Below are 23,001 nucleotides of genomic sequence, written 5' to 3' on the forward strand. Positions count from 1 at the left end.
CGACGTTCGAGACAGGGGTCGACGGTGGCTCGAAAAGACGGCTGCCCGCGGAACGAACCGCAGACCCCCCAATTAGTGGAGCGCGTGCGAGGGCGACTTGCGCGAAGTGTTTCGAGGGCGCTGTGGATGGGCTGCGATCCGCATCTCGAGCGGCCATGTGGAGCACTGGGTCAGTCAGACGAAGTGCCTCGAACCAGGTGGGAATCCCTCGCTCATCTACGAGTGGACGAACTACCGCTACGCGATGCCCGAGCTCAACAGCTCAAAGGGTGAACGGCCCGACTTGCTCGATCCCTATGACGTGCAGGCCGCCGGTTGGTTTCGACTTCGACTTCCGAGCTTGGAAGTCGAGCTACTGACCGAAGCCGTTCCCGAGCCGCACCGAACTCGCGCAGAGGCGACGATGAGGAGGTTCAAGCTCGCAGACAACCCCAAGATCGTGCGCTTGCGGAGGGGCTACCTGCTCAACTATCAAAGCGGCGATGTGACGCTCCGTTTCCTCCGCGAGCACGATCCCATGTTGGCGATGGCGCTCGAGGAGTTGTTCAGCGCAGACGAAGAGGCACTGTCGGTCGTCCAGCGGGGCTTTCGGGCCAAGCTCGCTCGAAGTCGTCATATGGCTGGAGCCACGACGCCGTGAGCGCTGCGCCGGCATGCAGCGACATCAGCCGTCCTCGTCTGAATACTCGGGATAGTCGATCGCCAAGATCACGAGCTCGAGGTCGCCCTTGGGCCGCTGGACCTCGACGTCGTCGCCCACTTCTCGCCCGAGCAGGGCCCGGCCAAAGGGCGAGTTGACGCTGATCTTGCCGTCTTTGACGTCGAACTCGTCGCTGCCCACGAGCTGCCAGCGCTTTTGCTCGCCGGCCTCGTCCTCGACCGTGACCCAGGCGCCAAAGTGCACCTTGCCGTCGGCCGGGGCCCCGCGCACGACGGTGAGCTCCTTCAGGCGTTTGTTGAGCCAGCGGACCCGGCGATCGATCTCCCGCAGGCGCCGCTTGCCGTACTGGTACTCCGCGTTCTCGCTGCGGTCGCCGAGGGCAGCCGCGGCGGCGACCTCGTCGGTCACGCGGGGCCGCTCGACCTTCCACAGCTCCTCGAGCTCGGCCTTGAGCTTCGCGTAGCCGAAGGGCGTGATCTTTTTGTCGAGGGCTGCCATGGCTTCGGGTCGCTCAGGGTAAACGAGGCGGACACCGAGGCACCAGACCGGTGGGACGGCTGGACCGCGAATTCGTGCACGAGGACGCCTTTGGCGGCGCGTGCAGAGCGTGGCAAACGCACGCACGGCGCAGCTCCTTCGCGGTGACTTTTTCGCTAGCGCTCGTATGGTCTGAGCGATGTCGCCGCTGAGCCCCCGCAAGCTCGACCCCTACTCCCACGAGCGCCTCCAGAGCCTGTTCCTCTTGGTGTTCGAGTCGGTCCGCCAGGGGCAGCGGGCGATCGCCAGCGAGGCCCACGGGCGCTTCATGGTCGCCTTCGACAGCCACATGGGCCAGGAGGAGGAGGTCCTGTTCCCGGTCTATGTCGACGCCGGGGCGACGCCCGGAGAGGTCGAGGCCCGGGCCCGCGAGGTCGAGGACCTGCGCCGTCAGCACGGGCAGCTGCGGGCCTTGGCGGGCGAGATCGCCGTGCGCCTGCGCGAGGGCCAGGCCGACATCGACCTGCTCACGCGCTTCGAGCTCGACTGGGCTCGCCACGACGACGCCGAGGCCTCGGGCTTCCACGCGTGGTGCGACGCGTCGGGTCGCTAGCCGTCAAGAGTAGAGCGCCCCGGGCCACAGCTTGCCCACGACCGCTCGCTGGGCCCGCTCGCGCGCCCAGTACTCCGAGCCCGGGTCCAGGCGGACGCTGCCCGCGATGAGCTCGCGCAGCTGATCTTCGAGGGCCGTGGTGAACGCCCGGTCCCGGACCACGACGTTGGCCTCGCTCTCCCAAAAGCTCGCCGTCGCGTCGAGGTTGGCCGAGCCGATCGTGCACAGCTCGCCGTCGACGCAGACGAGCTTGGCGTGCACGTAGGGGCGCACGCAGCCGCCCCGGGCGACGACCCGCGCCGAGGGCTTGGTCTGAAACTCGTAGACCTCCACGCCGGCCTGCATCAGCGGCTCGAGCCGAGCTTTGACCATGTGCTCGAACAAGGTCCGGTAGATCGGGGCGGGGAACAGGCTGCCGTCAAAGCGGCGCGCCGCGGCGTTGCCGGTCAGCAGCTCGACGCGGACCCCACGGGCGAGCAGCCGCTCGATCGCCCGCTCGAGGGTCGAGACGATCGGGAAGTCGTTGACGATGTAGACGTGGTCCTCGGCGACCTCGAGCATGGCCTCGTACATGGCGAGGCCGTTGGCGTCGACGAGGCCCCGGTGGACGACGAAGCGCGCCGCGCAGCCGCTGCCGGGCTCGAGCGGTGGACACGGGGCCGGCGCCTCGCTCGGCTCGGCCCCGCCGGCCTCGGCCCAGGTGTCGAGGAAGCAGCGGCGAATGTCGGCGACCACGGGGCCCGCGAGCTCGAGGTGGGCGTCGAGCCAGGGGATCCGGGAGTGGTTGGTGTAGTCGTGGATCGCGACCTCGTCGAAGCCGAAGTAGTACTCGTCGTCGGCGTTGCGGCCCGAGACCAGCGCGCGGCAGCCGTCGATGACGACCAGCTTGCGATGGTCGCGGCCCTTGAGGCGCTCGACGTCGAGGTCGCGGCGGCCTTCGATGGGGCTGAGCGCGAGGACTTCGATGTTCGCTTCGGCCTCGAGGGCCTGCAGCAGCGGGTTTCGACGCCCGAACACCTCCTGGTCGGAGTAGAGCGCGTCGACCATGACCCGGACCTCGACCCCGGCGCGGGCGCGCTGGATCAGGCGCACGACGAGGGCGTCGGCGAAGCGACCCGGGCGCATGATGTAGACCTGAAAGTGGACCGAGCGCTCGGCCTGGTCGATCAGCTCGAACAGGCGCTCGCGGGCGCGGCGGTTGTCGAGCTCGGCGACGGCCGCGTTGCCGTGGGTCGTGCGCGAGTCCGTCGCATGATCAAAGCGCCACTCGACGCGATCGGCCGCCGCCCGCTCGGCGCGGAAGGCCTCGGCCCAGCCTCGCTCGCGGGCCAGGCCGTCGCGCGCGAGCCCGGCCACGGCGGCCGCGGGGGGCAGCACGCTGACGTGCTCGAAGGCGCTGCGCGAGGCCGAAAAGCGCGGGGTGATCACGGCGCAGACCGGGACCCCGCGGGCGTGGAGCTCGCGCAGCGCCGCGACCCCGAACAGCTCGCCGAGGTCGAGGCCGAGGCTCTCGATCCCGCGGTCGCTGGTCGCGTAGGTGGTGAGCGCGGCGCGGTCGAGGCGGGCGCGGGCGAGGGCGGCTCGGATCGCCGCCTCGCGCTCGGCCTCGGCGACGTCGAAGTAGGCGAGGTCGAAGCCGGCGCGGTCGAGGCCGCGGACGAGCTCGAGGACCTCGCGGGTGTCCGCGCCGTCGTTGGTCTCGAGCAAGAGCTCGGCGTCGACGAAGATCAGCGGGCGCGGGCCGGCGACGTGGACCCAGGCGCTCCCGAGGAGCTCGCGGGCGACCCCGTCGAGCTCGACGCTGGCTCGGTAGATGCCGGGCTCGGGCGCCCGGACCATGGCCAGCAAGCGCGGGCCTCGGCCGATCTCGAGCTCGGCGACGACGGTGTCGTCGAGCTTGAAGGTGGCCTTTCCGGCGAGGCGCCCCGGGAGCCCGAGCTCGGCCTCGAGCGCGAGCCACTCGCCGGGGGAGGTCAGGTGATCGCGGGCGAGGCCGCCGAGCAAGCGGCGCAGGGAGGCGCCCCGGGACCAACGCTCGAGGGTCGAGCTGACCTGCTCGACGGCGCCGTCGAGGAGCGAGCCGACGTCCCGCTGGGGCGGGCCCTCGCTCTGGCCTTGTGCATCGCGGAGCAGGCCGGCCAAGACCTTGCGCAACCCCTCCCGCTCCGTTCGCCCGTCCCGCGCCATCGGGATCAGCCTAGCAGTCGCCCACCCCGGCCGCGCCGGGACCCATGATCCACGAAAGTATCGTCCACGGACTCAGCTGGCGTTGAACCCGTGGGCGGCTGCCTTTCTCGGTAGGCGCTCTAGCTCGCTTCGCCCCGGTTCGCCCGATCTGCTCGATCATGAAGCAGCCACGCGAAGGTGCTCAGGTGCCCCCACAGCGCCAGGGGCACGAGCACGGCGGGCAGGTAGACGAAGGGCAGGTAGGTCACCCACACGTTGGGCGGATCGGTGACGATGCGCTGCATCGGCCCGGGCATGCACATCACGGCGACGACGATCACGTTGACCAGCAGGCCGATGCCGACGAGGTTGTAGGCCCACACCGCGGCCCGCGGGGGCTCTTTGCCGGCGCGCTCTCGGGACCACAGCCACAGGCCGAGGGCCAGGGCGAGCGCGCCGGTGACGATGTCGAAGTTGCGGCCGTCGAAGCTCATCGGCGCGGGCATGACGGACTCGACAAAGGCGCGGTGCATGACCAGCTCGAGGGGCAGGCGAAAGCACTGGAGCAGGACCGTCGCCCACAGCGGGGCGGCGACGATGGCCCGGCGCGAGCGGGGCACGGCGACCACGGCGATGACCCCGGCGGCGGCGATCCACAGCAGGATCATCAGCGGCGGCGGGAAGGCTTCGCTGTGGAACACGCCGGCGAGGGACAGGCCGCCAGCGACGACCATCCAGGCGGCGAGGGCCCCGAGCACGGGGCGGACCGAGCGGGGCGAGAGGGCGCCGGTGCGGGCGGCGAGGCGCAGCCAGGCGACGAGGCCGGTGAGGGTGCCGGCGACCACCGCGATGAAGGCGACGACCAGGAAGGTGGAGGCGGTGAAGTCGGGGGTGCTCATGGCGCTTTACTTTTAAATAGCAGTTGCTATGGTTAAGTAAAGTATGAGCGAGCGCAGAAGCTACCGCCAGCTGTGCGCGCTGGCACGCGCCCTCGACGTGGTCGGGGAGCGCTGGACCCTGCTGATCGTCCGCAACCTGCTCGTCGGCCCGCAGCGCTACTCGGAGCTGATGGCGGGGCTGCCGGGGATCACCACCAACTTGCTGGCCAAGCGCCTCGAGCAGCTGCAGGCCGACGGCCTGGTCATCCGGGAGCCCAGCGCGGGGCGGACCCGGGTCTACGCCCTGAGCGAGGCCGGCCGCGCCCTCGAGCCCGCGCTCTTGGCCCTCGCGGGCTGGGCCGAAGCGCACGCCGGCCCCGTCGCGCGGCCGGGAGATCTGGACAGGCGCCTGCGCTGGGGCCTGCTGGCCATGCGTCGCCGCTACCGAGGGGGCTTCGAGGGCTGCGTGGTCCTCGAGGTCGAGGGGGGCCGAGGCGAGCGTCACGTGCTCGAGGCTGACGGCGAGACCCTCGAGATCCTCGAGCACCAACGCCGCGGGGCCGAGCTGACCCTGCGCGGACCAGAGCTGGGCCTGGGTCAGGTGCTGCTCACCGGCGCCGACCCAGACGCCCTCGGGGTCGAGGTCGAGGGCACCCGACGCGCGCTCCGACGTTTGATCCGCTCCGTCCGCTGAGCACCGCGCTCGGATTGGTGCAATCGCCGCAGTGGCCCACCTCACCATCTGCGGGCGGGCCGCGCAGATGTGTGCGGTTGCCGCCCGCTTTGGCCCGAGCTCGGCTGGGGTAAGGTGCGGCTTCGTGGGTCGGGACGTCACGAGGCTCGCACACGCCGACGCGCAGCTCGACGCCTGGCGAGCCCTGATCGCGCGGCGCTTGCTCTCGTTGCTGGCGGGCGCGGGCGGGGTGCTGATGCTGGTGTTCGCCTCGACCCTGACCCCGGTCAGCCTGGCGGTCGGCCTGCTGTCCACGGGCGCGCTGGCCGGCGTGGCGCTGTGGCAGCGGGTCCCCACCATGGTCCGCGGGGCGCTGCTCCTGCTGGTCCTGGCCTATGCCGGCGGGGTCAGCCTGCTCGTGGGCGCGGACGTGGGCGCGGGCATCCTCTACCTGTTCACGGGTCAGATCCTGGCCGTGGTGTTGCTCGGCTGGCGCGCGGGCATGGCTTACCTGGTGTTCGGCGCGGGCCTGCTCGGCTTCGTGGCCTGGTCGCGGTGGGCCGACGTGGTCTTGGTGCCCGACGTCCCGCCGCCCCTCGAGCCCTGGGCCATGCTCGGCGGCAACGCGGCCTCGCTGCTGATCCTCGGCAGCATCACGATCGTCAGCATCGCGTTTTTGATGGGCCGGCTGCGCGAGTCCCTCGCCGAGCAGACCGAGGCCCTCAACGAGCTCGAGCAGGCCCACGCGACCTTGCAGCAGGCCCAGGAGCAGCTGGTCAGCGCGGGCAAGATGGAGCTGCTCGGGCAGCTCGCCGGCGGCATCGCCCACGACATGAACAACGCCCTGACCGTGGTCCTCGGCGAGGCCGGGCTGCTCTACGACCAGGCGCCGGAGGAGGCCGAGGCGATCACCGACGCGGTCGAGCACGCGAGCAGCCTGACCCGCCAGCTCCTCGCGATGGGCCGCCGCGAGGTCGTGCAGGTCCGACCCATCGCCCTGGCCTCGACCCTCGAGCGGGCGTGCGCGATGCTCCGGCGGACCCTGCCCAAGGACATCACCGTCGAGCTGTCCGTGGCCGAGCCCGCGGCCGTGCGCGCCGACCCCAACCAGATTCAGCAGCTCACCCTCAACCTCGGGACCAACGCCGCCCACGCCATGACCGAGGGCGGCGTGCTCCGGGTCCGGGTCGATCGCGCGGGCGAGCGGGCCGTGCTCGTGTTCGAGGACACGGGCAGCGGCATGGACGAGCTCACCCAGGCCAGGATCTTCGAGCCTTTCTTCACCACCAAGGCCGTGGGCATGGGCACCGGCCTGGGCCTGCCCTCGGTCCGCGGCATCGTCGAGTCGCTGGGCGGGCAGATCGAATGCCACAGCGCGCTCGGCGAGGGCACGCGCTTCGTCATCGAGCTCCCCGGCATCGAGCTGGCCGAGGTCGAGGGCAGCGGGGCGTCCATGGACGACGACGCTGCCCTGCGCCTCGACGGTCGCCGCGTGCTGGTCGTCGACGACGACGTCCGCGTGCGCGCCGTGGTCACGGCCACCCTCGCCGGCGCGGGCGCTCGGGTCACGGACGCGGGCGACATCACCACGGCGCGGACCCTGGCCGAGCAGACCCAAGAGCCCTTCGAGCTGCTGTGGACCGACGTCGTCATGGCTGGCGGCGGGGGCGGGGAGCTCGTCGCGTGGTTCATCGAGCACAGCCCGAGCACCCGGGTGCTGGTGTGCACGGGCTACTCCGACGACGAGGTCCTGCGCCGGGACGTGGCCCTGGGCCACTACACCCTGGTCAACAAGCCCTTCTCGCGGGGCGAGGCCCTGCGCGCGTGCGTGGACACCCTCGCCGTGAGCGCCTGATTCAGGGGCGTCGGCGTGCGCGGCCCTCGGAGTCCGGGCTCCCCGTGGGAGATTGTTTGCGGTCGCGGCTCCGTGCCCGCAAGCTGGGGTGCATGGACGGGTTGGTGAAGCTCGCGGCCGAGGGACAGACCTACCTCATCTTGCTGCCCGCCTATACGGTCCTGCTCCTCGGTGAGCGGATCGCCCACGAGCTCACCAGCGACCGCCAGTGGGACGATCGCGACGGCGCCGCCAACCTCGCGATCACGGTCGCCTACCTCGGCCTCGACGTGCTGATCGGCTGGTTGCTGCCGCTCGCGCTGATGACCCTGCTCTACGAGCACGCTCGGGTGGTGACCTTGGGGGGCTGGCTGGGGTGGCTGATCGCCTTCTTGCTCCACGACCTGATCTGGTACGTCGACCACCGCCTCGCTCACCGGGTCGGGCTGCTGTGGGCGATGCATCACGTCCACCATTCGTCGCGGGAGTTCAACATGACGGTGGCCTCGCGCGGCTTCTTGCTCGACAACTCGATCTCGCGGCCGCTGTTTTACCTGCTGCCGGTCCTCGGCGTCGCGCCGCTGCAGTTCATCGTCATTCGGGTGCTCGTCAGCGTGTTCGGCATCGTCCAGCACACCCGCTTGATCCCGCGCCTGGGTTGGCTCGATCGCGTCCTCGCCACGCCCTCGAGCCACCGCGTCCACCACGGCGTCGACGCGCAGTACATCGACAAGAACTACGGCGAGGTGCTGATGGTCTGGGACCACCTGTTCGGGACCTACCAGGCAGAGGAGCACGAGCCTCGCTACGGGACGACGACGCCGCTCGACAGCTACAACCCCGCCCGGATCGAGGTCGCAGGCTTCGCGTGGCTGCTCGCGCGGACCCGCTCCGCGCCGACCTGGGCCGACAAGCTCCGCTACCTCGTCATGCCGCCCGAGTGGAGCCACGAGGAGGAGCTGGGTCCGCAGCGGCCCTAGCGAGCCAGCGAGCCCCGCGGGTGGCGAGGTCCTCGAGCTCACGCTGGTGTGATACTGAGGACCGTCGCCCCCACCGATGACGATCGAACTCGAGCACCGCGTCCACCCCTCCACGCGCGGCCCCGTGCACTACTGGAGCGCGGGCACGGGGGAGGCGGTGGTCCTGCTCCACGGCGCGACCGTCGATCACCGGCTCTGGCAGCACCAGCTCGAGCCCTTCGCCGCGGACTTTCGCGTGCTCGCCGTGGACCTGCCCGCGCACGGTCGCTCGCGGCCCTACGCGCCCTTTTCGTTGGCGCGCTGCGCCGGGGAGGTCGCGGCGATCCTCGATCGAGAGGGCGTCGCGCGGGCGCACCTCGTGGGCCAGTCGATGGGGGGCTACATCGCCCAGGTGCTCGCGCTGGAGTACCCGGACCGAGTCGCGTCCTTCGTCGGGGTCGACACCTCGCCCTTCGACGCCAGCTACTACTCGACCGTGGATCGCCTGCTGCTCGCGGTGACCCCCGCGCTCCTCGCCCTCTACCCCCAGGGCATGCTCGTCGAGGGCATCGCGGCAAACTCCGCGGCCAGCGAGGCCGGGCGCGCGTACATGCGGGAGGTGCTCGCCGGGATGGGCAAGGCGGAGATTCGACGGATCATGGCGGAGGTCTACCGCGGCCTGCTCGCCTACGCCGATCGACGCTTTCAGCTCGCGTGCCCGGCCTTCCTGGTCGTCGGCGAGCTCGACGTCACCGGCAAGGTGCTCGCCTACTCCCAGCGCTGGGCCGCCGCAGAGGACCTCGAGCTGTACGTGGTCCCGGGCGGAGGTCACAACAGCAACTTCGACGCGCCGGAGCCGTTCAACCAGGCCGTGCTGGCCTTCTTGCGCGGCTTGCCGCGTTGACGGCGAAGCCCTCTAGCAGTCGCCCACCCCGGCGGCGCCGGGACCCATGATCCACGAAAGCATCGTCCACGGACTCAGCTGGCGCTGAACCCGTGGGCGGCTGCCTTTCTCGGTAGGACATCGGAGAAGTCCTCACGACACCTCGCTTGGTCTTTTCGCCGAGCTCTTTGTCGCCAAAACTTGCGGTGGATCCACCACAGCGGCGTTTTGGCTCCGCGATCTCGACGAAAATCCACGGCGCGAGGAGCCGCGATGCCTTCTCCGATGCCCTGCTAGCCCCGCGGGTGAGCCACGAGGGCGTACTCGACGTGCACGCTCAGGCGCAGCGTCACGGCTCCGGGCGCCAAGGCCCCGTCGGGCGCGTCCGCGCCGCGGGCCTCGTTGACGACCATGTTGGCCATGCCCCAGCCACCCCAGCCGCCCTGCTGGCCCTCCTCGATGGCGACGACCTCCCCGAGGCTGGCGTCGAGCACCCGCGCGCTCTGCTGGGCCTTGTCGCGGGCCGCTCGCAGGGCCAGCTCGCGCAGCTCGACCTTCTTTTGGGTCATCTGCGAGCTGCGGTACTGCGTGCTCAAGGAGCTGATCGAATAGCCCGCGGCGATCTCGGCCAGCTCGCCGACGCGCTCGAGCTCCCCCGAGGTTGCGACCACGCTCGCCGAGGCCGAGTAGGCGCGGACCTTTCGGTGCGGGTAGTCGCTCCACACCGGGTTGACCGAGAGGTGCCCGACCCGGATCGCGTCCGGGTCGAGGCCGGCCTCGCGCAGGGCCGCGGCCAGAGCCTCTCGCTGCTCTCGAACCGCAGCCACGGCGTCCGTGGACGCGCTCGCCTCGGCGCTCAGGGTCACGTGGAGGTCGACGAGGTCCGGGGACACGTCGATGGAGGCGATCCCGTCGACCCGCACCCGGGGCCCGGCGAGGGCGAGGCCTTCCTCGCCGGCCTGGATCACCACCGTCGTCGGCGGGCCGGCAGACAACTCCTGGCACTCGGAAGGACCGTCCGTGCAGCTCGGGGCACACAGGAGCAGCGCGCCCAAGACGAAGAGCTGGGCGCGCTGGGACGTTGACGTGGAGGAGGCGGGGCTCACCCTCGGAGCCTAGGCAGGCATCGGCTCTGGGCCGGTAAGACCCCGGTAAAAGCGCAGGGTCCGCTCGTAGAGCCCCCGCGCGTGCCGGGCTACTTGGGCCGCGCGCAGAAGCCCGACTCGAGGATCGGCCCCGGCGTCAGGCCCAGATCGAGCTCTCCGTCGTCCCAGCAATCGTAGCCATCGGGGCAGTCCAGGCTCGACGATCGCCTCAAAGCGGCCCCGGGTCACTCCTCCTCGGACTTCGGCCTCAGTCTCGCGGGACGGACGCATCCCGATCCATTGTCCGTCGCTGGCGGGGTTCATTTGGAAAAGTTGGCGGTGCTCCCGAGCGCCCGCGGCCCTCGTCGAGAGGTGCCACGGGCGCGCCGATTCGATCCTCCGGGAGCCTCGCTTGCATCCGCTGCCACCCGCTCCGGGTTTGGTCTGGGCTGCTAGATCTCGCGAGCCCGCGCCCGCAGCAGCGCCACGTTGCGGGCCGGGATCGCCGAGACGTCCGGGTGCTCGTCGACGGCCCGGCTCACGCTCGCCTCGCGCAGGATGTGGAGCATCGGGTGGGGCGAGCGGTTGGTCGCGTTGGCGGGGTCGTCGGGCTCGGCGTCGCCAAAGCAGTAGTCCGGGTGGAAGCTGGCGATCTGCACCTCACCGACGAGCTCGCGGGCCTCGAGCAGGCCGTCGACGTCGGCGAGGAAGTCGTTGTAGTCGGCGAAGTCCGTGAGGCACTCGGGGTGGACGAGCACGCTGGTCTCGATCACCTCGGCGGGCGCGCGCAGGACCCGAGCGATGGCCTCGTCGAGGAGGACGAGGAGCTCGCGGGGGTCGTCGCAGTCGGTGACCTCGATGCGCAGGGCGCCGGCGTCGAGGGGGGCCTTGGCGAAGGGGCACAGGCCCAGGCCGACGACGAAGTCCTCGATCCACCCGAGGGTCTCGGCGCGCACGCGCTGGCTGTAGGCGTCGGTCATGCGCTCGACCTCAGGCTTGGGCCAGGGCGTAGTCCAGGCCGCCGCGGACGGCCGCGACCTGGGCGGCGTTGCAGTTCTCGGGGGTCGTCTTGGGGCTGTCGGGGTAGACCTCGGTGGTCGTCGTGAACCGGGCCCCGGTCACGCCCGCGCACAGGCCCAGGCCGTCGAGGGGGTAGTTGATGACGCCGCGCTGGACCACGGGGCAGCCGATGATCTCGCCTTTGTCGTCCGCCGGGGCGATGTGCGTGACCTGCTCGACGGCGGCGATGATCGCCCCCTGGAAGCCCGCTTGGGGGTTCTCGGTGTCGCCCACGGTGTAGAAGCCGTCGGGGATCAGGCCGGGCTCGAAGGCCTTGCCGTCGCGGGCGGCGAGGGCCGGGCGGAACTCGTCCTCGTCGCTGTCGGTGGTCTCGTGCAGGTCCATGTGCACGAGGAACACGGCGCCGTGCTCGGCCTCGAGATCGGCGACCAGGCGCATGAGCGAGGCGGACTCTTCGGCGGGCGAGTCGGCGACGAAGGAGCGGTTGGGGTCGTGGGTCTCGGGGTTCCAGCGGTTGATGACCTCGTAGCCCCAGGGGCTGACGCAGGGCGCGATCACGAGGTTGAGGCGGTCGAGGTAGGCCGAGGCGTGCTCGCGCAGGAACTCGAGCGCGCCCTGGACCCCGCTGGTCTCGTAGCCGTGCACGCCCCCGGTGATCAGCGCCCAGGGCAGCCCGGCCTTGGGCTCGGCCGGGCGCGCGACGAAGAGCGGGTAGCGGGCGGCGTCGATGCTCAGCGCGCCGTACTGCTCGACGAGGAAGCCCGGGGCGAGCGCGGGCCCGCCGACGCCCTCGAGCTTGGCGAGCACTTCGTCTTTGTAGCTGCGCTCGATGTTGCGCTGGCCGAGCCAGGTGGCCTTGTCGGCCTCGGTCCAGGGCTGGCCGGGGGTGCCGATGGGGTAGAAGCGCTCGTCGCTCATGCCCCCGGTTTTGCCATACTCAAGCAGCGGGGCGAAGGCCGAGGATCTCGCGGGCCTCGTCGGGGGTGGCGACTGCGCGGCCGGCTTCGCGGGCGCAGGTGGCCAGGGCCTCGATCAGCGGCCCGTTGCCCGTGGTCTTGTCGCCGCTGGGCAGGTAGAAGGTGTCCTCGACGCCGGTGCGCAGCTGCCCGCCGAGCTCGGCGGCCTTGCGGTGCAGGTCCCAGACCTCCTGGCGGCCGATGGCGGTGACCTGCCAGGTGCTGCCCTCGACGCGGTAGCCCTCGATGAGCTCGAGCAGGCGCGGGTCCGAGGGCATGCCCGAGGCCACGCCCATGACGAAGTTGTAGTCGGGGTGCTGGGCGAGGCCCTCGGTCAGCCCGGCTTTGACGAACAGCCCGATCGAGCGGACGATGCCCACGTCGAAGCACTCGAACTCGGGGACCGCCTGGGTCTCCTTCATGACCGCGAGGAATTTTTCGATCTTGGCCACGGGGTTGTCGAAGAGCATGGGCGGCCAGGCCCACTTCCCGTTGCTGCGGACCTTGAGGTAGTTGAGGCTGCCGGCGTTGCAGGCCGCGATCTCGGGCTTGACCCGACGCATGGCGCCCTCGGGGCCGGAGATGTCCTCGCCCACGACGCCGGTGCTCATGTTGATGATCACCCCGGGGCAGGCGGCGCGGATCGAGTCGATGATCTCGCCGCAGATCTCGGGCTCCCAGGTGGGCAGAAAGCCCATGTTGGGCCGCTGGTCCCGGAAGTGCACGTGCATGATCGAGGCGCCCGCGTTGAAGGCGTCCTTGGCCGCCTGCGTCATCTCCTCGACGGTGACGGGAACGGGGTGCTGCTTGGGGTTGGTGAGCACCCCGGTCAGGGCGCAGGTCAGGGCGGCTTTGTCGGTCATGGTCGCGGTCGTCCTTCGGGGAGTCGCTTGGGAGGTGGGGGAGGTTTCAGCTCTCGGGGGCTGTCTCGGGGGCCGTCTCGGGCTCGGGCTCGAGCACGACGAGCACCTGGCCGTTGTCGACCTGGTCGCCCACGGCCGCGCGCAGCTCGGTGATGGTGCCGGCGACGGGGGTGGTCAGGGTCGACTCGATCTTCATGGCTTCCATGGTCAGCAAGCGGGCGCCGGCCTCGACGCGCTCGCCCGCGGCGACGGCCAGGGCGAGCACGCGGCCCATGGTCGGGGCGCGGATGATGCCGTCGCGGCCGTCGGAGCCCGCGTCGCCCGCGTTGTCGTGGGGGCGGTGCTCGGAGAAGCGCAGCGCGGCGCCGTCGCGCTCGAGGATGAGCGCCTCGCCCTGGTCGAGGGTGATGACGTCGCGCTGGAGGCCGTCGAGGTCGACGCGGGCGCGGGCGCGGCTGGGGTCGCGCCGGAGCACGCGGACGCGGCTCGGCTCGCCGTTGTCGACGCGGACCGACCAGCCGTCGGCCTCGGGGGTCAGCTCGACGCGCGCGGGGTCTTCGGTGTTGGCCTCGCGCAGCTCGAGGACGCTGGCCCGGGAGTGGGCGCTGCGCCAGCCTGGCTCGAGGCCGGCGCGGGTCAGGCTGAGGTCGCGGCGACCCTCGGCCCACAGCGCCGCGGCCACGGCGAAGTCTGCCGCGCTCGCCCCCGGTCGCGCGCCCAGCTCGGCCTCGACGCCCTCGCTGCTCTCGACGAACTGCGTGCTGACCTCGCCAGCGACGAAGCGCGGGTGGGCGAGCAGGTCGGCGAGGAAGGCCTTGTTGGTCACCGGGCCCAGGAGCACGGTGTGTTCGAGGGCGCGGATCAGCCGGCGCCGGGCTTGCTCGCGGCTGCGGCCCCGGGCGATGACCTTGGCGACCATGGGGTCGTAGTCCGAGCCCACGGCCATGCCCTGGTCCACGCCCTCGACGAAGCCGTGGTCGACGCGCACGCCCTCGAGCTGCGCGGGCAGCCACGCGTGCACGGGGCCGGTCTGGGGTAGGAAGCCCGCCCGCGGGTCCTCGGCGTAGAGCCGCGCCTCGATGGCGTGACCGTCGAGGGCGACCTGTTCCTGGGTCAGCGGCAGGGTCTGGCCCGCGGCGACGTCGAGCTGCCAGGCGACCAGGTCCTGGCCGGTGACCTCCTCGGTCACGGGGTGCTCGACCTGCAAGCGGGTGTTCATCTCGAGGAAGTAAAACGCCCCGTCGGCCCCGAGCAGGAACTCGACGGTGCCCGCCCCGACGTAGCCGATGGCCTTGGCCGCGGCCACGGCCGCCTCGCCCATGCGCGCGCGCAGGTCCGCGTCGACGGCGGGGCAGGGGGACTCCTCGATGATCTTTTGGTGCCGGCGCTGGGCCGAGCAGTCGCGCTCGCCGAGGTGGATGGCGTTGCCGTGGGTGTCGGCGAACACCTGGATCTCGACGTGGCGCGCCCCCTCGACCAGCTTCTCGAGGATCAGCTCGCCGCTGCCGAAGGCGTTTTGAGCCTCGGTGGTCGCGCCCGCGACGGCGTCGGCGAGCTGCTCGGGCCCGTCGACGCGGCGCATGCCTCGACCGCCGCCGCCCGCAGACGCCTTGAGCAGGACGGGGTAGCCGATGCGCGCGGCCTCTTTGGTCAGCACCTCGACGGACTGGTCGCCCTGGTAGCCGGGGACCGTGGGCACGCCCGCCTCGATCATCCGCGCCTTGGCCCGGGCCTTGTCGCCCATGGCCTCGATGGCGGCGGGCGGCGGGCCGACGAACACGACCTCGGCGTCGGCGCAGGCCTGGGCGAAGCCGGCGTTCTCGGACAAAAAGCCGTAGCCCGGGTGGATCGCGTCGGCGCCCGTGCGCGCGGCCGCGGCGAGGATGGCCTCGACGGACAGGTAGGACTCGGCGGCGTTGGCCGGGCCGATGCGGATTGCCTCGTCGGCCTCGCGCACGGCCAGGCCGTCGGCGTCGGCGTCGGAGTAGACGGCGACGGTGGCGTAGCCGAGGGCGCGGGCGGTGCGGATGACCCGGGCGGCGATCTCACCGCGGTTGGCGATCAGGAGCTTTTCGAAGGCGGGCATGTCGGCTGGGTTTCGCGGCTGGTTCTCGGGGTCGTCGAGAGGGGGTCAGGCGTCGCTGCGCGCCCACTCGGGCTCGCGCTTTTCGACGAAGGCCATGGTCCCCTCGAGGCCCTCGGGGCTGCGGATCTGAATGGCGAAGTCCCGCGCGGCGCGGTCGAGGAGGACCTCGAGGTTCTCGGACAGGGCGGACAGCACCAGGTCCTTGGTCAGCGCCACGGCCCCGGGGGCGCAGCGGCGGATGTCGGCCAAGGTCGCGGCCAGCCCGGCCTCGAGGGCCTCGGCGTCGGCGTAGCTCTCGTGGGCGATGCCGAGGACCTTGGCCTGGTCGCCGTCGAGGCGGCCGCCGGTCACGGCCAGGCGCCGGGCCTGGGTCAGCCCGATGCGGCGCACGATGAAGGGCGCGATCTGGGCGGGCACGATGCCCAGGGAGGTCTCGGGCAGGCGCAGCTTGGCGTCGGCGCGGATCAGGGTCACGTCGGCGACGCAGGCCAGGCCGAAGCCGCCGCCCATGGCCGCGCCCTCGACCACGGCGATGACCGCCTGGGGAGCCGCCTCGATGATCGACAGCATGGTCCCGAACTTGCGGTTGCTCGTGGCCATGGCGTCGTCGGGGCCGCCGAGCTCGTCGGGCGCCGGCAGCATCCGGACCTTGGCCATGTCCTTGACGTCCCCGCCGGCGCAAAAGTGCCCGCCGGCGCCGCGCAGGACCACGGCGCGGATCTGCGCGCTGTCCTGGATCGCGTCGAACACCGCGACGAGCTCCTCGACCATGGCGAAGCTCATGGCGTTGCGGGCCTTGGGGCGGTTGAGGGTGACGGTCAGCACCCAGCCGTCGAGGCTCAGGGCGAGGTGCTCGGTGCTCGGGAGCTCGAAGTCGGCGTCGCGCATGACCTTCAGCCCTTCTTGCGCTTGGGCAGGGTGCCCGAGAGCTTGGCGATGATGCCCATCATGATCTCGTCCGCGCCGCCGCCGATCGCGACCAGGCGAGCGTCGCGGTAGGCCCGGTTGATCGGGGTCTCCATCATGTAGCCCATGCCGCCGTGGAACTGCACGCACCAGTCGCCGACCTCGCGGCACAGCCGGCCGCTCTTGAGCTTGCACATCGAGGCCAGCTTGGTGACGTCCTTGCCGCTGACGTAGAGCTCGGTCGCTCGGTAGACCAGGGCGCGCAGGGCCTCGAGCTCGGTCTCGAGCTCGGCGAGCTTGAAGTGCACCCACTGGTTGTCGAGGATGGATTGGCCAAAGGCCTTGCGCTGGCGCGTGTACTCGACGGTCATCTCGAGCATGCGCTCGATGGAGCGGACCGAGTTGGCCGCGCCCCACAGCCGCTCCTCCTGGAACTGCATCATCTGGTAGACGAAGCCGAAGCCCTCCTGGCCGATGACGTAGCGCTGGGGCACGCGCACGTCCTCGAAGAAGATCTGCGCCGTGTCCGAGGCGCGCATGCCCAGCTTGTCGAGCTTGGTCGAGCGGTCGACCCCCTTTGCGTCCATGGGGATGATGACCAGGCTCTTGGACTTGTGCGGGGCCACGCCCTCGACGGTGTTGACCAGGGTGCACATCCAGTCGGCCTGGAAGCCGTTGGTGATCCACATCTTGCCGCCGTTGATGACGAAGTCGTCGCCGTCGCGGCGGGCGTGGGTCTTGGTCGAGGCCACGTCCGAGCCGGCCCCGACCTCGGACACGCCGATGCAGCCGACCAGGTCGCCAGCGATGCTCGGCTCGAGGAACTCCTTGCGCAGCTCGGCCGAGCCGAAGCGGGCCAGGGCAGGGGTGCACATGTCGGTCTGCACGCCGATCGCCAGGGGCACGCCGCCGCAGTCGATGTTGGCGAGCTCCTCGGCCATGGCGATGGTGTAGGAGTAGTCGAGGCCCGCGCCGCCGTGCTCCTCGGGGTACTTGAGGCCCAGCAGGCCCTGCTCGCCGAACAGCTTGAACACTTCGTGAGCCGGGAAGGCGCCGGCCTGCTCCCACTCCTCCACCCGAGGGTTGATGTGCTTTTCGATGATCTGATTGACGGTCTTGCGGATGAGCGCGTGCTCTTCGGTGAACTTCATCGTGGACTCCTGACTGGGGCGTGGGGGGCCAAAAGAGAGGGAGCGGCGGCTAGAGGCGCGCGACGCCGAAGGTGTTGGGCGAGAGGGTTCGAGACTGGGCTTCGCGGCAGGTCGCCAGGGCCATGGCCAGGACCTTGCGGCTGTCGCGGGGGTCGATGATGCCGTCGTCCCACAGCCTCGCCGTGGCGAACAGGGCGTTGGACTCGGACTCGATCCGCTTGACCAGGACCTCGCGCATCTTGGCGACGTTCTCGTCGCGGGCGGCACGAGCCGCGTCGTCGAGCAGGTGGTCCGTGGCGGCGAACTTGGCCTTGGTGATGATCTCCATGACCATGCCGATCTGCTCGGCGCCCATGACCGCGACCTTGGAGTTGGGCCAGGCGAAGATGAAGCGCGGGTCGAAGGCCCGGCCGCACATGCCGTAGTTGCCCGCGCCGTAGCCCCCGCCGACGAGCAGGGTCAGCTGGGGCACGGTCGCGTTGGCCACGGCCTGGATCATCTTGGCGCCGTGCTTGACCGCGCCGCGCTGCTCCACGGCCTTGCCGACCATGTAGCCCGTGGTGTTCTGGAGGTAGAGGATCGGGATGTTCGACTGGCAGCACAGCTGGATGAACTGCGCGGCCTTGCACGAGCCCTCGGGCATGATCGGGCCGGCGTTGGCGATGATGCCGACGCCGTGGCCCTCGATGGCCGCGTGGCCGCAGACCGTGTCGCTGCCCCAGCGGGCCTTGAACTCGAGGAAGTCCGAGCCGTCGACCAGGCGGGCGATGAGCTCGCGGATGTCCCAGGGGATGCGCGGGTCAGGCGGGACCAGGCCACACAATTCTTCGGCGTCGTAGCGCGGGGGCGCGAAGCTCCGGGGCGCGCTCGGCTGGCCGTCGCTGTCCCAGTCGAGCTTGGCGAGGAGCTCCCGGGCCAGGGCGATGCCGTGGGCGTCGTCCTCGGCGACGTACTCGGCCAGGCCCGAGGTCTCGGCGTGCATGGCCGCGCCGCCGAGCTCCTCGTCGCTCGCTTCTTCACCAATGGCGGCTTTGACCAGGGGCGGGCCGGCGAGGAAGACCTTGGCCCGGTCGCGGACCATGATCACGTAGTCGCTCAGGCCCGGCAGGTAGGCGCCGCCGGCCGTCGACGAGCCGTGGACCACGGTGAGCTGCGGCAGGCCCATGGCCGAGGCCCGCGCCATGTTGCAGAACACCTTGCCGCCCTCGACGAAGAGCTCGCTTTGGTAGTTGAGGTTGGCCCCGCCGCTCTCGACCATGGAGATCGAGGGCAGCTTGTTCTCGACGGCGATGCGCTGGGCCCGGAGGCTCTTTTGCAGGCCCATGGGGGCGATCGAGCCGCCCTTGATGGCGCTGTCGTTGGCCGTGACCATGCAGCGCACCCCGGACACGAAGCCGACGCCCGTGATGTTGCCGCCGCCCAGGGTGTCCTTGCGGCCGTTGTCGTCGTGCATCTTGAACCCGGCGAGGGTCGAGAGCTCGAGGAAGGGGCTGCCGGGGTCGAGGAGCCGAGCGACGCGCTCGCGCGGGGTCAGCTGGCCGCGCTTTTCGAACTTCTTGCGCTTGGCCTCGCCGTGGGCGGCGACCTTGGCCTCGAGGGCGCGGAAGGCCTCGACGAGGGCGAGCATTTCGGCGCGCTGGGCCTGGTAGGCCTCGCCGCGCGTGTCGAGGGTGCTGCGCAGGACCGCCATCAGCCGGCCTCCCCTTCGCCCGCCTCGTTGATCGGCAGCCCGGCGAGCTTCGAGAGGTCCGCGGACAGGGTGTTGCGGTGAAAGCCCGCGAAGGCCTTGGACTTGTCGTGGTCGGGCATCGGCCAGTGGTGGGGCATGAGCGGCGCGCCGCCGTCGACTTGCAAGGTCGCGCCGTTGATGAAGGCCGCGGCCGGGGACAGCAAAAAGCAGATCGCCGCGGACACCTCGGCCTCGCTGCCCAGGCGCTTGAGGGGCACGGCCTTGGCGAGCATGGGGATCATCGCCCGGACCGCGTCGGGGTAGGTCTCCATGCCCGAGCTGGCGATCCACCCGGGCTGGATGGCGTTGACGCGCACGCCGGACTTGGCCCACTCGAGGGCCGCGGTCTGGGTCAGGTTGACCATGCCGGCCCGCGCCGCGCCGGAGTGGCCCATGCCGGGCATGCCGTTGCGCATGTCGGCGACGATGTTGACGATGGCCCCGCCGTGCTTGCGTAGGTGCTGGCTGTAGAGCTCTCGGGCCATCAAGAAGCCGCCGACCAAGTTGGTGCGCACGACGGTCTCGAAGCCCTTTTGGTTGATGGCCTCGAGGGGCGCGGGGTACTGGCCGCCGGCGTTGTTGACCAGGCCGTGGACGCGGCCCCGACTTTGACCTTGGCCATGCTCGGCCCGGTCCGCGAGGATCGCCTTGATGGTGTCGCGGACCCCGGCCTCATCGCGGATGTCCTGAGCGTGGAAGCTGACCGATCCGTCGTCTGCTTGGATCTCGGCGGCGACGGTCTCGAGCTTGGCGACCTTGCGCCCGAGCAAGACCACGTGGGCGCCGAGGCTGGCGAGCTCGTGGGCGGTGGCTCGGCCGATGCCGCTGCCGCCCCCGGTCACGATGAAGGTCTGATCGGCGAAGAGCTTGGGGTGAAAGATGGAGCGGTAGTGGCTCATGGGGATGCCGTCGTGGGTTGGGAGGAGGCGGGCAGGGGGACGAGCTCGTCGACGCGGGCGGGGCTCGAGCCGAGGCCGCGGAGCAAAAAGCGGGTCGCGTGGGCGAGGGTCTGGGCCGGGGGCGCGGGGCGTTGCCAGACCAGGGACTCGAACAGGAGATCGTCGAGCAGGGCGAGGGCGAGGTGGGCCGCCATGTGCGGATCGTCCAGGGAGAAGCTCCCGTCGGTCCGCCCCTCGGCGAGCAGCTGGGTCAGCGGGCGCGAGAGGGTCTCGCGGCCCTCGGACCAGATCCGCTCGACCTCCTCGGACGAGCTCGCCTGGCGCAGGACCCGGACCATGGGGACGTGCTCGGCCATGGTCGCGTGGATCCGGGCCAGACCCCGCGCGAGGCGCACGTCGGCGGGCTGGCTGCGGTCCGTGGCGCTCTCGTCGAAGGCCGCGAGGTAGTGCTGGAGGACCTCGCCGCGCAGGTAGGGCAGCAGGGCCTGCTTGCCCTTGAAGTACAGGTAGAAGGTCCCTTGGGCCACGCCGACCTCGCGGACGATGGCGGACACGCTGGTCTGTTCGAAGCCCCGCTCGAGGAACAGGCGCTTGGCCGTGGCGAGGATCTGTCGCCGCCGGCTGACCTTCTTGGGCTCGGCGGGGTCTGCGTGACCTGCGCCAAGCTCAACTGACTGACTGTCAGTCACCTCGGGGAGAGTGCCGATCCCGCGGGGGGATGTCAACGGTGTTCCGGGCCTCAATCCGCCCGTCGAGGGCGCCGATGGCGGAGCACTCTGCGCTCTTCACAGCCCCGAGCGCTCCGCTACACTCCGCCCGATGGCGGCTGCCAAGTACGACCCCAACCTCGAGCTCAACCCCTCCAAGATGATCCTGGCCACGGTCATCTTCGTCGCGCTCGGCATCGGCACCGTCGGCATGATCGTCTTTGACCTCGTGCCCACCGGCACCAACTCGGGCGCCGAAGCGGCGGCCGAGTGAGCTCCCGGCCGAGCTGGGCGCTGTGCGTGATGCTGGCCGGGCTGGTCGGCGTCGCGGCGTGCAAGAACGACAAGGGCCCGGGCGACGTGCCCAAGGGCGACGCGGCTGGTTCGCCGGGCTCGACCCCGGTCGTCGAAGATCCCGGCGTCGAGCCGGACGCCCAGCCGATGATCCCCGACAGCGAGCCCGAGCCAGCCGCGGAGGCGGGCGGCGAGGCGGAGCCGGCCATCGACACGACCACCACCGTCGTCGTCGGCGACGCGCCCTGCAAGGACGACTCGGACTGCGTGCCGGCGACTTGCTGCCACCCCACGGCGTGCACCAACCCCCACGACGCGCCGGACTGCTCGGCCACGAGCTGCACCATGAGCTGCGAGATCGGGACCCTCGACTGCTTCGGCGGGTGCCTGTGCCAGGACGGCAAGTGTGCCGCCAAGCAGTGGACGCCCTCCTGAGAATCCAAATCTAGCTGACGCCGAGCTGGATCTGCGACACTGGGTCCCGTGAGCGAGGCCCGGACCATCGGCGGCTACACCCTCGGCGAGCGCCTGGGGGAGGGCCACGGCGGCTCGGTGCACGCGGCGGAGAAGGACGGCGAGGCCGTGGCCCTGCGCCTGCTCGGCGAGCGCCTCGACGGGCCTCGGGCCCGAGAGGCGCGGATCCTCGCCCGGCGCATCCACCCTTGCGTGGCGCGCCTGCTCGACAGCGGCCTCGACGAGGCCTGCACCGACCACGGCGAGGCGGGCACGGCCTACCTGGTCACCGAGCTGTGCACCGGCCCCTCCCTCGACGCCTGGCTGCGCGCGAAGCCCCGGGACTGGCGGGCGATCGTGTCGGTGTTCGTGGACGTAGGCGAGGGCTTGGCCGTCGCGCATGTCCGCGGCCTCACCCATCGCAACTTCAAGGCCGGCAACGTGCTCTTTGCGACCGAGGCCGACGCCGAGGACGAGGACGCCCGGCCGCGCATCGTCGACTTCGCCCTGCCGCACATCCCCGAAGACGCGGCGCCGGGCCACCTCGCGCCGGAGCTCGGCTCCGGCAAGCCGGCGACGGCCGCGAGCGATCAGTACGCCTACGCCTCGGCGCTCTTGCAGGCCCTCGACGGCAAGACCACGCGGCTGACCGGGGGCAAGCCGACGGACGCGATCCTGGATCCGCTCATGCGGGCCCTGGCGACGAACCCGGGCAAGCGCTGGGGGGACCTGCACGACCTGGTCGCGAAGCTGCGGCGGGCGATCGGGGAGGAGACGGAGGTGGTCGCGAAGGAGGATGAGGCGGCGCCGAACCGGCGGCGGGTGTGGTTGTTGTTGGGGTTGTTGATCGCGGCGGCGACCATGGCCGGTGGCGCGTTCGCGGGGTGGTATTGAGCCAGACCACCTCCACTCCGGATAGTCTGGTCCCGATCTCACGCACACGCAGGTACTCGAGAGGCCTACGACAAGCCTCCCATGAACATCTTCCGGTCCGCAACACTCACTCTTGCTTTGTCATGCCTCTCCATGGCCGCCTGTGGGCCGGATCTCAAGGAGGGGCCGGATGGTGACCCTTGCACGGATGCTTGCTTGGTAGGAGAAAGCGCAGTTCTCTGCGAATTGAACGCTGGCAACATTCAAATTCTGTGTGCGCCCAGCGTCGCGGTCGCGTCCTTGTCCTGCTCCGAAGCGGGGGGTGTCGCCAAAGCGGTTGACGTATGTCCTCTGGGTGGAGGGGACGATGAAGCAGGCGAGGGCGAAGACGGCTCTGAGCAGTCGAGTTGGAGCCCCTCCGAGCTCGTCGAACTCGACATCGAGTCGGGAGTCTTCGTGATCGACTTGGAGGCCCTAGAAGAGTTGAAGCGCGATCCAACGCCTTTGTTTCAAGAGAAGACCCACCTCGGTCTCGTCGAAGACGGTCGTTATCGGGTGACGCGCATGGGCCCCTTGGGAGCGGCGATGGGGTGGGAGGTCGGAGACGTCCTCATCACCCTCAACGGGTACGAGATCCGAGGCTTGGACAGCTTCTCGAATGTTCTGGAGCTCATCGAGGGAGAGTCCGAGTTTCAGCTCAACGGGATGCGCGGTGAAGAGGTCATGGTACTCTCGTATCGAGTCGAATGAGCCCGCCGCCCCCTCAGCCTCGCTCGGGAAGGCCCTCGCGCGCGGGGGCCTTCGTCCGTGCTCTGGGAGCGATTGGCATCGTCGC

At 70.7% G+C, this 23,001-nt stretch carries 23 protein-coding genes; 10 read left to right on the plus strand and 13 right to left on the minus strand.

Features of this window, described 5'->3' with window-relative positions:
• Positions 1 to 244 precede the first annotated feature (244 nt).
• Complete coding sequence (locus tag PPSIR1_RS06690; RefSeq protein WP_157595261.1) at positions 245 to 640, plus strand: hypothetical protein; 396 nt, start codon at positions 245 to 247, stop codon at positions 638 to 640.
• A 24-nt stretch (positions 641 to 664) separates the two neighbouring features.
• Here the strand turns inward: PPSIR1_RS06690 and greB are convergent, their stop codons facing one another.
• Positions 665 to 1,159 carry a transcription elongation factor GreB gene (greB, locus tag PPSIR1_RS06695; protein WP_006970245.1) on the minus strand — a complete coding sequence of 165 codons (495 nt, stop codon included), beginning with the start codon at positions 1,157 to 1,159 and terminating at the stop codon, positions 665 to 667.
• Positions 1,160 to 1,337: 178 nt separating this feature from the next.
• Here greB and PPSIR1_RS06700 point away from each other — a divergent pair, with 178 nt between their 5' ends.
• Positions 1,338 to 1,751: a hemerythrin domain-containing protein gene (locus tag PPSIR1_RS06700; RefSeq protein ID WP_006970246.1), complete on the plus strand. Its 414-nt coding sequence runs from the start codon at positions 1,338 to 1,340 to the stop codon at positions 1,749 to 1,751.
• A 3-nt stretch (positions 1,752 to 1,754) separates the two neighbouring features.
• On the opposite strand, the gene PPSIR1_RS06705 is transcribed toward PPSIR1_RS06700, so the two are convergent.
• Together PPSIR1_RS06705 and PPSIR1_RS06710 are read right to left on the minus strand one after the other, a co-directional pair.
• Positions 1,755 to 3,905, minus strand: a complete 2,151-nt coding sequence (locus tag PPSIR1_RS06705) for a phospholipase D-like domain-containing protein (protein ID WP_006970247.1) — start codon at positions 3,903 to 3,905, stop codon at positions 1,755 to 1,757.
• Between the two features lie 152 nt (positions 3,906 to 4,057).
• Positions 4,058 to 4,816 (minus strand): hypothetical protein, encoded by a 759-nt coding sequence (locus PPSIR1_RS06710; protein WP_006970248.1) that lies wholly within the window; start codon positions 4,814 to 4,816, stop codon positions 4,058 to 4,060.
• A 43-nt stretch (positions 4,817 to 4,859) separates the two neighbouring features.
• Here PPSIR1_RS06710 and PPSIR1_RS06715 point away from each other — a divergent pair, with 43 nt between their 5' ends.
• The 4 genes from PPSIR1_RS06715 to PPSIR1_RS06730 all read left to right on the plus strand — a co-directional run bounded on the left by PPSIR1_RS06715 (position 4,860) and on the right by PPSIR1_RS06730 (position 9,165).
• Positions 4,860 to 5,489, plus strand: coding sequence for a winged helix-turn-helix transcriptional regulator (locus PPSIR1_RS06715; RefSeq protein WP_006970249.1), 630 nt, complete (start codon positions 4,860 to 4,862; stop codon positions 5,487 to 5,489).
• Positions 5,490 to 5,613: 124 nt separating this feature from the next.
• Complete coding sequence (locus PPSIR1_RS41980) at positions 5,614 to 7,323, plus strand: hybrid sensor histidine kinase/response regulator (protein WP_006970250.1); 1,710 nt, start codon at positions 5,614 to 5,616, stop codon at positions 7,321 to 7,323.
• Between the two features lie 92 nt (positions 7,324 to 7,415).
• Positions 7,416 to 8,282, plus strand: coding sequence for a sterol desaturase family protein (locus PPSIR1_RS06725; protein WP_006970251.1), 867 nt, complete (start codon positions 7,416 to 7,418; stop codon positions 8,280 to 8,282).
• A gap of 76 nt (positions 8,283 to 8,358) precedes the next feature.
• Positions 8,359 to 9,165: an alpha/beta fold hydrolase gene (locus tag PPSIR1_RS06730; protein ID WP_006970252.1), complete on the plus strand. Its 807-nt coding sequence runs from the start codon at positions 8,359 to 8,361 to the stop codon at positions 9,163 to 9,165.
• A gap of 272 nt (positions 9,166 to 9,437) precedes the next feature.
• On the opposite strand, the gene PPSIR1_RS06735 is transcribed toward PPSIR1_RS06730, so the two are convergent.
• The 10 genes from PPSIR1_RS06735 to PPSIR1_RS41985 form a co-directional block, all read right to left on the minus strand.
• Positions 9,438 to 10,250 carry an SIMPL domain-containing protein gene (locus PPSIR1_RS06735; protein WP_086001072.1) on the minus strand — a complete coding sequence of 271 codons (813 nt, stop codon included), beginning with the start codon at positions 10,248 to 10,250 and terminating at the stop codon, positions 9,438 to 9,440.
• A 431-nt stretch (positions 10,251 to 10,681) separates the two neighbouring features.
• A complete protein-coding gene (locus tag PPSIR1_RS06740; protein WP_006970255.1) occupies positions 10,682 to 11,209 on the minus strand; it encodes a DUF1415 domain-containing protein in 528 nt (175 codons plus the stop codon).
• A gap of 10 nt (positions 11,210 to 11,219) precedes the next feature.
• Positions 11,220 to 12,167, minus strand: a complete 948-nt coding sequence (locus PPSIR1_RS06745) for a M14 family metallopeptidase (RefSeq protein ID WP_006970256.1) — start codon at positions 12,165 to 12,167, stop codon at positions 11,220 to 11,222.
• A gap of 19 nt (positions 12,168 to 12,186) precedes the next feature.
• Complete coding sequence (locus tag PPSIR1_RS06750; protein ID WP_006970257.1) at positions 12,187 to 13,068, minus strand: beta-keto acid cleavage family enzyme; 882 nt, start codon at positions 13,066 to 13,068, stop codon at positions 12,187 to 12,189.
• A 46-nt stretch (positions 13,069 to 13,114) separates the two neighbouring features.
• Complete coding sequence (locus PPSIR1_RS06755; RefSeq protein WP_006970258.1) at positions 13,115 to 15,154, minus strand: acetyl/propionyl/methylcrotonyl-CoA carboxylase subunit alpha; 2,040 nt, start codon at positions 15,152 to 15,154, stop codon at positions 13,115 to 13,117.
• 45 nt (positions 15,155 to 15,199) lie between these two features.
• Positions 15,200 to 16,042, minus strand: a complete 843-nt coding sequence (locus PPSIR1_RS06760) for an enoyl-CoA hydratase/isomerase family protein (protein WP_006970259.1) — start codon at positions 16,040 to 16,042, stop codon at positions 15,200 to 15,202.
• Positions 16,043 to 16,047: 5 nt separating this feature from the next.
• Positions 16,048 to 17,211, minus strand: a complete 1,164-nt coding sequence (locus PPSIR1_RS06765; RefSeq protein ID WP_006970260.1) for an acyl-CoA dehydrogenase family protein — start codon at positions 17,209 to 17,211, stop codon at positions 16,048 to 16,050.
• A gap of 49 nt (positions 17,212 to 17,260) precedes the next feature.
• Positions 17,261 to 18,901 (minus strand): acyl-CoA carboxylase subunit beta, encoded by a 1,641-nt coding sequence (locus PPSIR1_RS06770; protein ID WP_006970261.1) that lies wholly within the window; start codon positions 18,899 to 18,901, stop codon positions 17,261 to 17,263.
• Positions 18,901 to 19,839 carry an SDR family oxidoreductase gene (locus tag PPSIR1_RS06775; protein WP_006970262.1) on the minus strand — a complete coding sequence of 313 codons (939 nt, stop codon included), beginning with the start codon at positions 19,837 to 19,839 and terminating at the stop codon, positions 18,901 to 18,903. Before PPSIR1_RS06775 ends, PPSIR1_RS06770 begins: the two co-directional genes overlap by 1 nt.
• Positions 19,836 to 20,528 carry a TetR/AcrR family transcriptional regulator gene (locus tag PPSIR1_RS41985; RefSeq protein ID WP_006970263.1) on the minus strand — a complete coding sequence of 231 codons (693 nt, stop codon included), beginning with the start codon at positions 20,526 to 20,528 and terminating at the stop codon, positions 19,836 to 19,838. Before PPSIR1_RS41985 ends, PPSIR1_RS06775 begins: the two co-directional genes overlap by 4 nt.
• 130 nt (positions 20,529 to 20,658) lie before the next feature.
• Between PPSIR1_RS41985 and PPSIR1_RS47440 the strand changes: the two genes are divergently transcribed.
• The 4 genes from PPSIR1_RS47440 (at position 20,659) to PPSIR1_RS47445 (ending at position 22,916) form a co-directional block, all read left to right on the plus strand.
• Positions 20,659 to 20,820 (plus strand): hypothetical protein, encoded by a 162-nt coding sequence (locus PPSIR1_RS47440; RefSeq protein WP_006970264.1) that lies wholly within the window; start codon positions 20,659 to 20,661, stop codon positions 20,818 to 20,820.
• On the plus strand, positions 20,817 to 21,275 hold the full coding sequence (locus PPSIR1_RS41990; RefSeq protein WP_006970265.1) for a hypothetical protein: 459 nt from the start codon (positions 20,817 to 20,819) through the stop codon (positions 21,273 to 21,275). Before PPSIR1_RS47440 ends, PPSIR1_RS41990 begins: the two co-directional genes overlap by 4 nt.
• Before the next feature lie 48 nt (positions 21,276 to 21,323).
• On the plus strand, positions 21,324 to 22,187 hold the full coding sequence (locus tag PPSIR1_RS06790; RefSeq protein WP_006970266.1) for a protein kinase domain-containing protein: 864 nt from the start codon (positions 21,324 to 21,326) through the stop codon (positions 22,185 to 22,187).
• Positions 22,188 to 22,268: 81 nt separating this feature from the next.
• Positions 22,269 to 22,916 (plus strand): hypothetical protein, encoded by a 648-nt coding sequence (locus PPSIR1_RS47445; RefSeq protein WP_157595262.1) that lies wholly within the window; start codon positions 22,269 to 22,271, stop codon positions 22,914 to 22,916.
• Positions 22,917 to 23,001 lie beyond the last annotated feature (85 nt).

Source organism: Plesiocystis pacifica SIR-1, assembly GCF_000170895.1.
Taxonomy (GTDB): domain Bacteria; phylum Myxococcota_A; class Polyangia; order Nannocystales; family Nannocystaceae; genus Plesiocystis; species Plesiocystis pacifica.

Bases quoted from the DNA above. Each gene is read 5' to 3' on its own strand.
- PPSIR1_RS06745 (WP_006970256.1), bottom strand. From the start codon at position 12,167: ATGAGCGACGAGCGCTTCTACCCCATCGGCACCCCCGGCCAGCCCTGG.
- PPSIR1_RS06690 (WP_157595261.1), top strand. From the start codon at position 245: ATGCCCGAGCTCAACAGCTCAAAGGGTGAACGGCCCGACTTGCTCGAT.
- PPSIR1_RS06725 (WP_006970251.1), top strand. From the start codon at position 7,416: ATGGACGGGTTGGTGAAGCTCGCGGCCGAGGGACAGACCTACCTCATC.
- PPSIR1_RS06700 (WP_006970246.1), top strand. From the start codon at position 1,338: ATGTCGCCGCTGAGCCCCCGCAAGCTCGACCCCTACTCCCACGAGCGC.
- PPSIR1_RS06750 (WP_006970257.1), bottom strand. From the start codon at position 13,068: ATGACCGACAAAGCCGCCCTGACCTGCGCCCTGACCGGGGTGCTCACC.
- PPSIR1_RS06740 (WP_006970255.1), bottom strand. From the start codon at position 11,209: ATGACCGACGCCTACAGCCAGCGCGTGCGCGCCGAGACCCTCGGGTGG.
- PPSIR1_RS06715 (WP_006970249.1), top strand. From the start codon at position 4,860: ATGAGCGAGCGCAGAAGCTACCGCCAGCTGTGCGCGCTGGCACGCGCC.
- greB (WP_006970245.1), bottom strand. From the start codon at position 1,159: ATGGCAGCCCTCGACAAAAAGATCACGCCCTTCGGCTACGCGAAGCTC.
- PPSIR1_RS47440 (WP_006970264.1), top strand. From the start codon at position 20,659: ATGGCGGCTGCCAAGTACGACCCCAACCTCGAGCTCAACCCCTCCAAG.
- PPSIR1_RS47445 (WP_157595262.1), top strand. From the start codon at position 22,269: ATGAACATCTTCCGGTCCGCAACACTCACTCTTGCTTTGTCATGCCTC.
- PPSIR1_RS06730 (WP_006970252.1), top strand. From the start codon at position 8,359: ATGACGATCGAACTCGAGCACCGCGTCCACCCCTCCACGCGCGGCCCC.
- PPSIR1_RS06775 (WP_006970262.1), bottom strand. From the start codon at position 19,839: ATGAGCCACTACCGCTCCATCTTTCACCCCAAGCTCTTCGCCGATCAG.
- PPSIR1_RS06710 (WP_006970248.1), bottom strand. From the start codon at position 4,816: ATGAGCACCCCCGACTTCACCGCCTCCACCTTCCTGGTCGTCGCCTTC.
- PPSIR1_RS06755 (WP_006970258.1), bottom strand. From the start codon at position 15,154: ATGCCCGCCTTCGAAAAGCTCCTGATCGCCAACCGCGGTGAGATCGCC.
- PPSIR1_RS06765 (WP_006970260.1), bottom strand. From the start codon at position 17,211: ATGAAGTTCACCGAAGAGCACGCGCTCATCCGCAAGACCGTCAATCAG.
- PPSIR1_RS06770 (WP_006970261.1), bottom strand. From the start codon at position 18,901: ATGGCGGTCCTGCGCAGCACCCTCGACACGCGCGGCGAGGCCTACCAG.
- PPSIR1_RS06760 (WP_006970259.1), bottom strand. From the start codon at position 16,042: ATGCGCGACGCCGACTTCGAGCTCCCGAGCACCGAGCACCTCGCCCTG.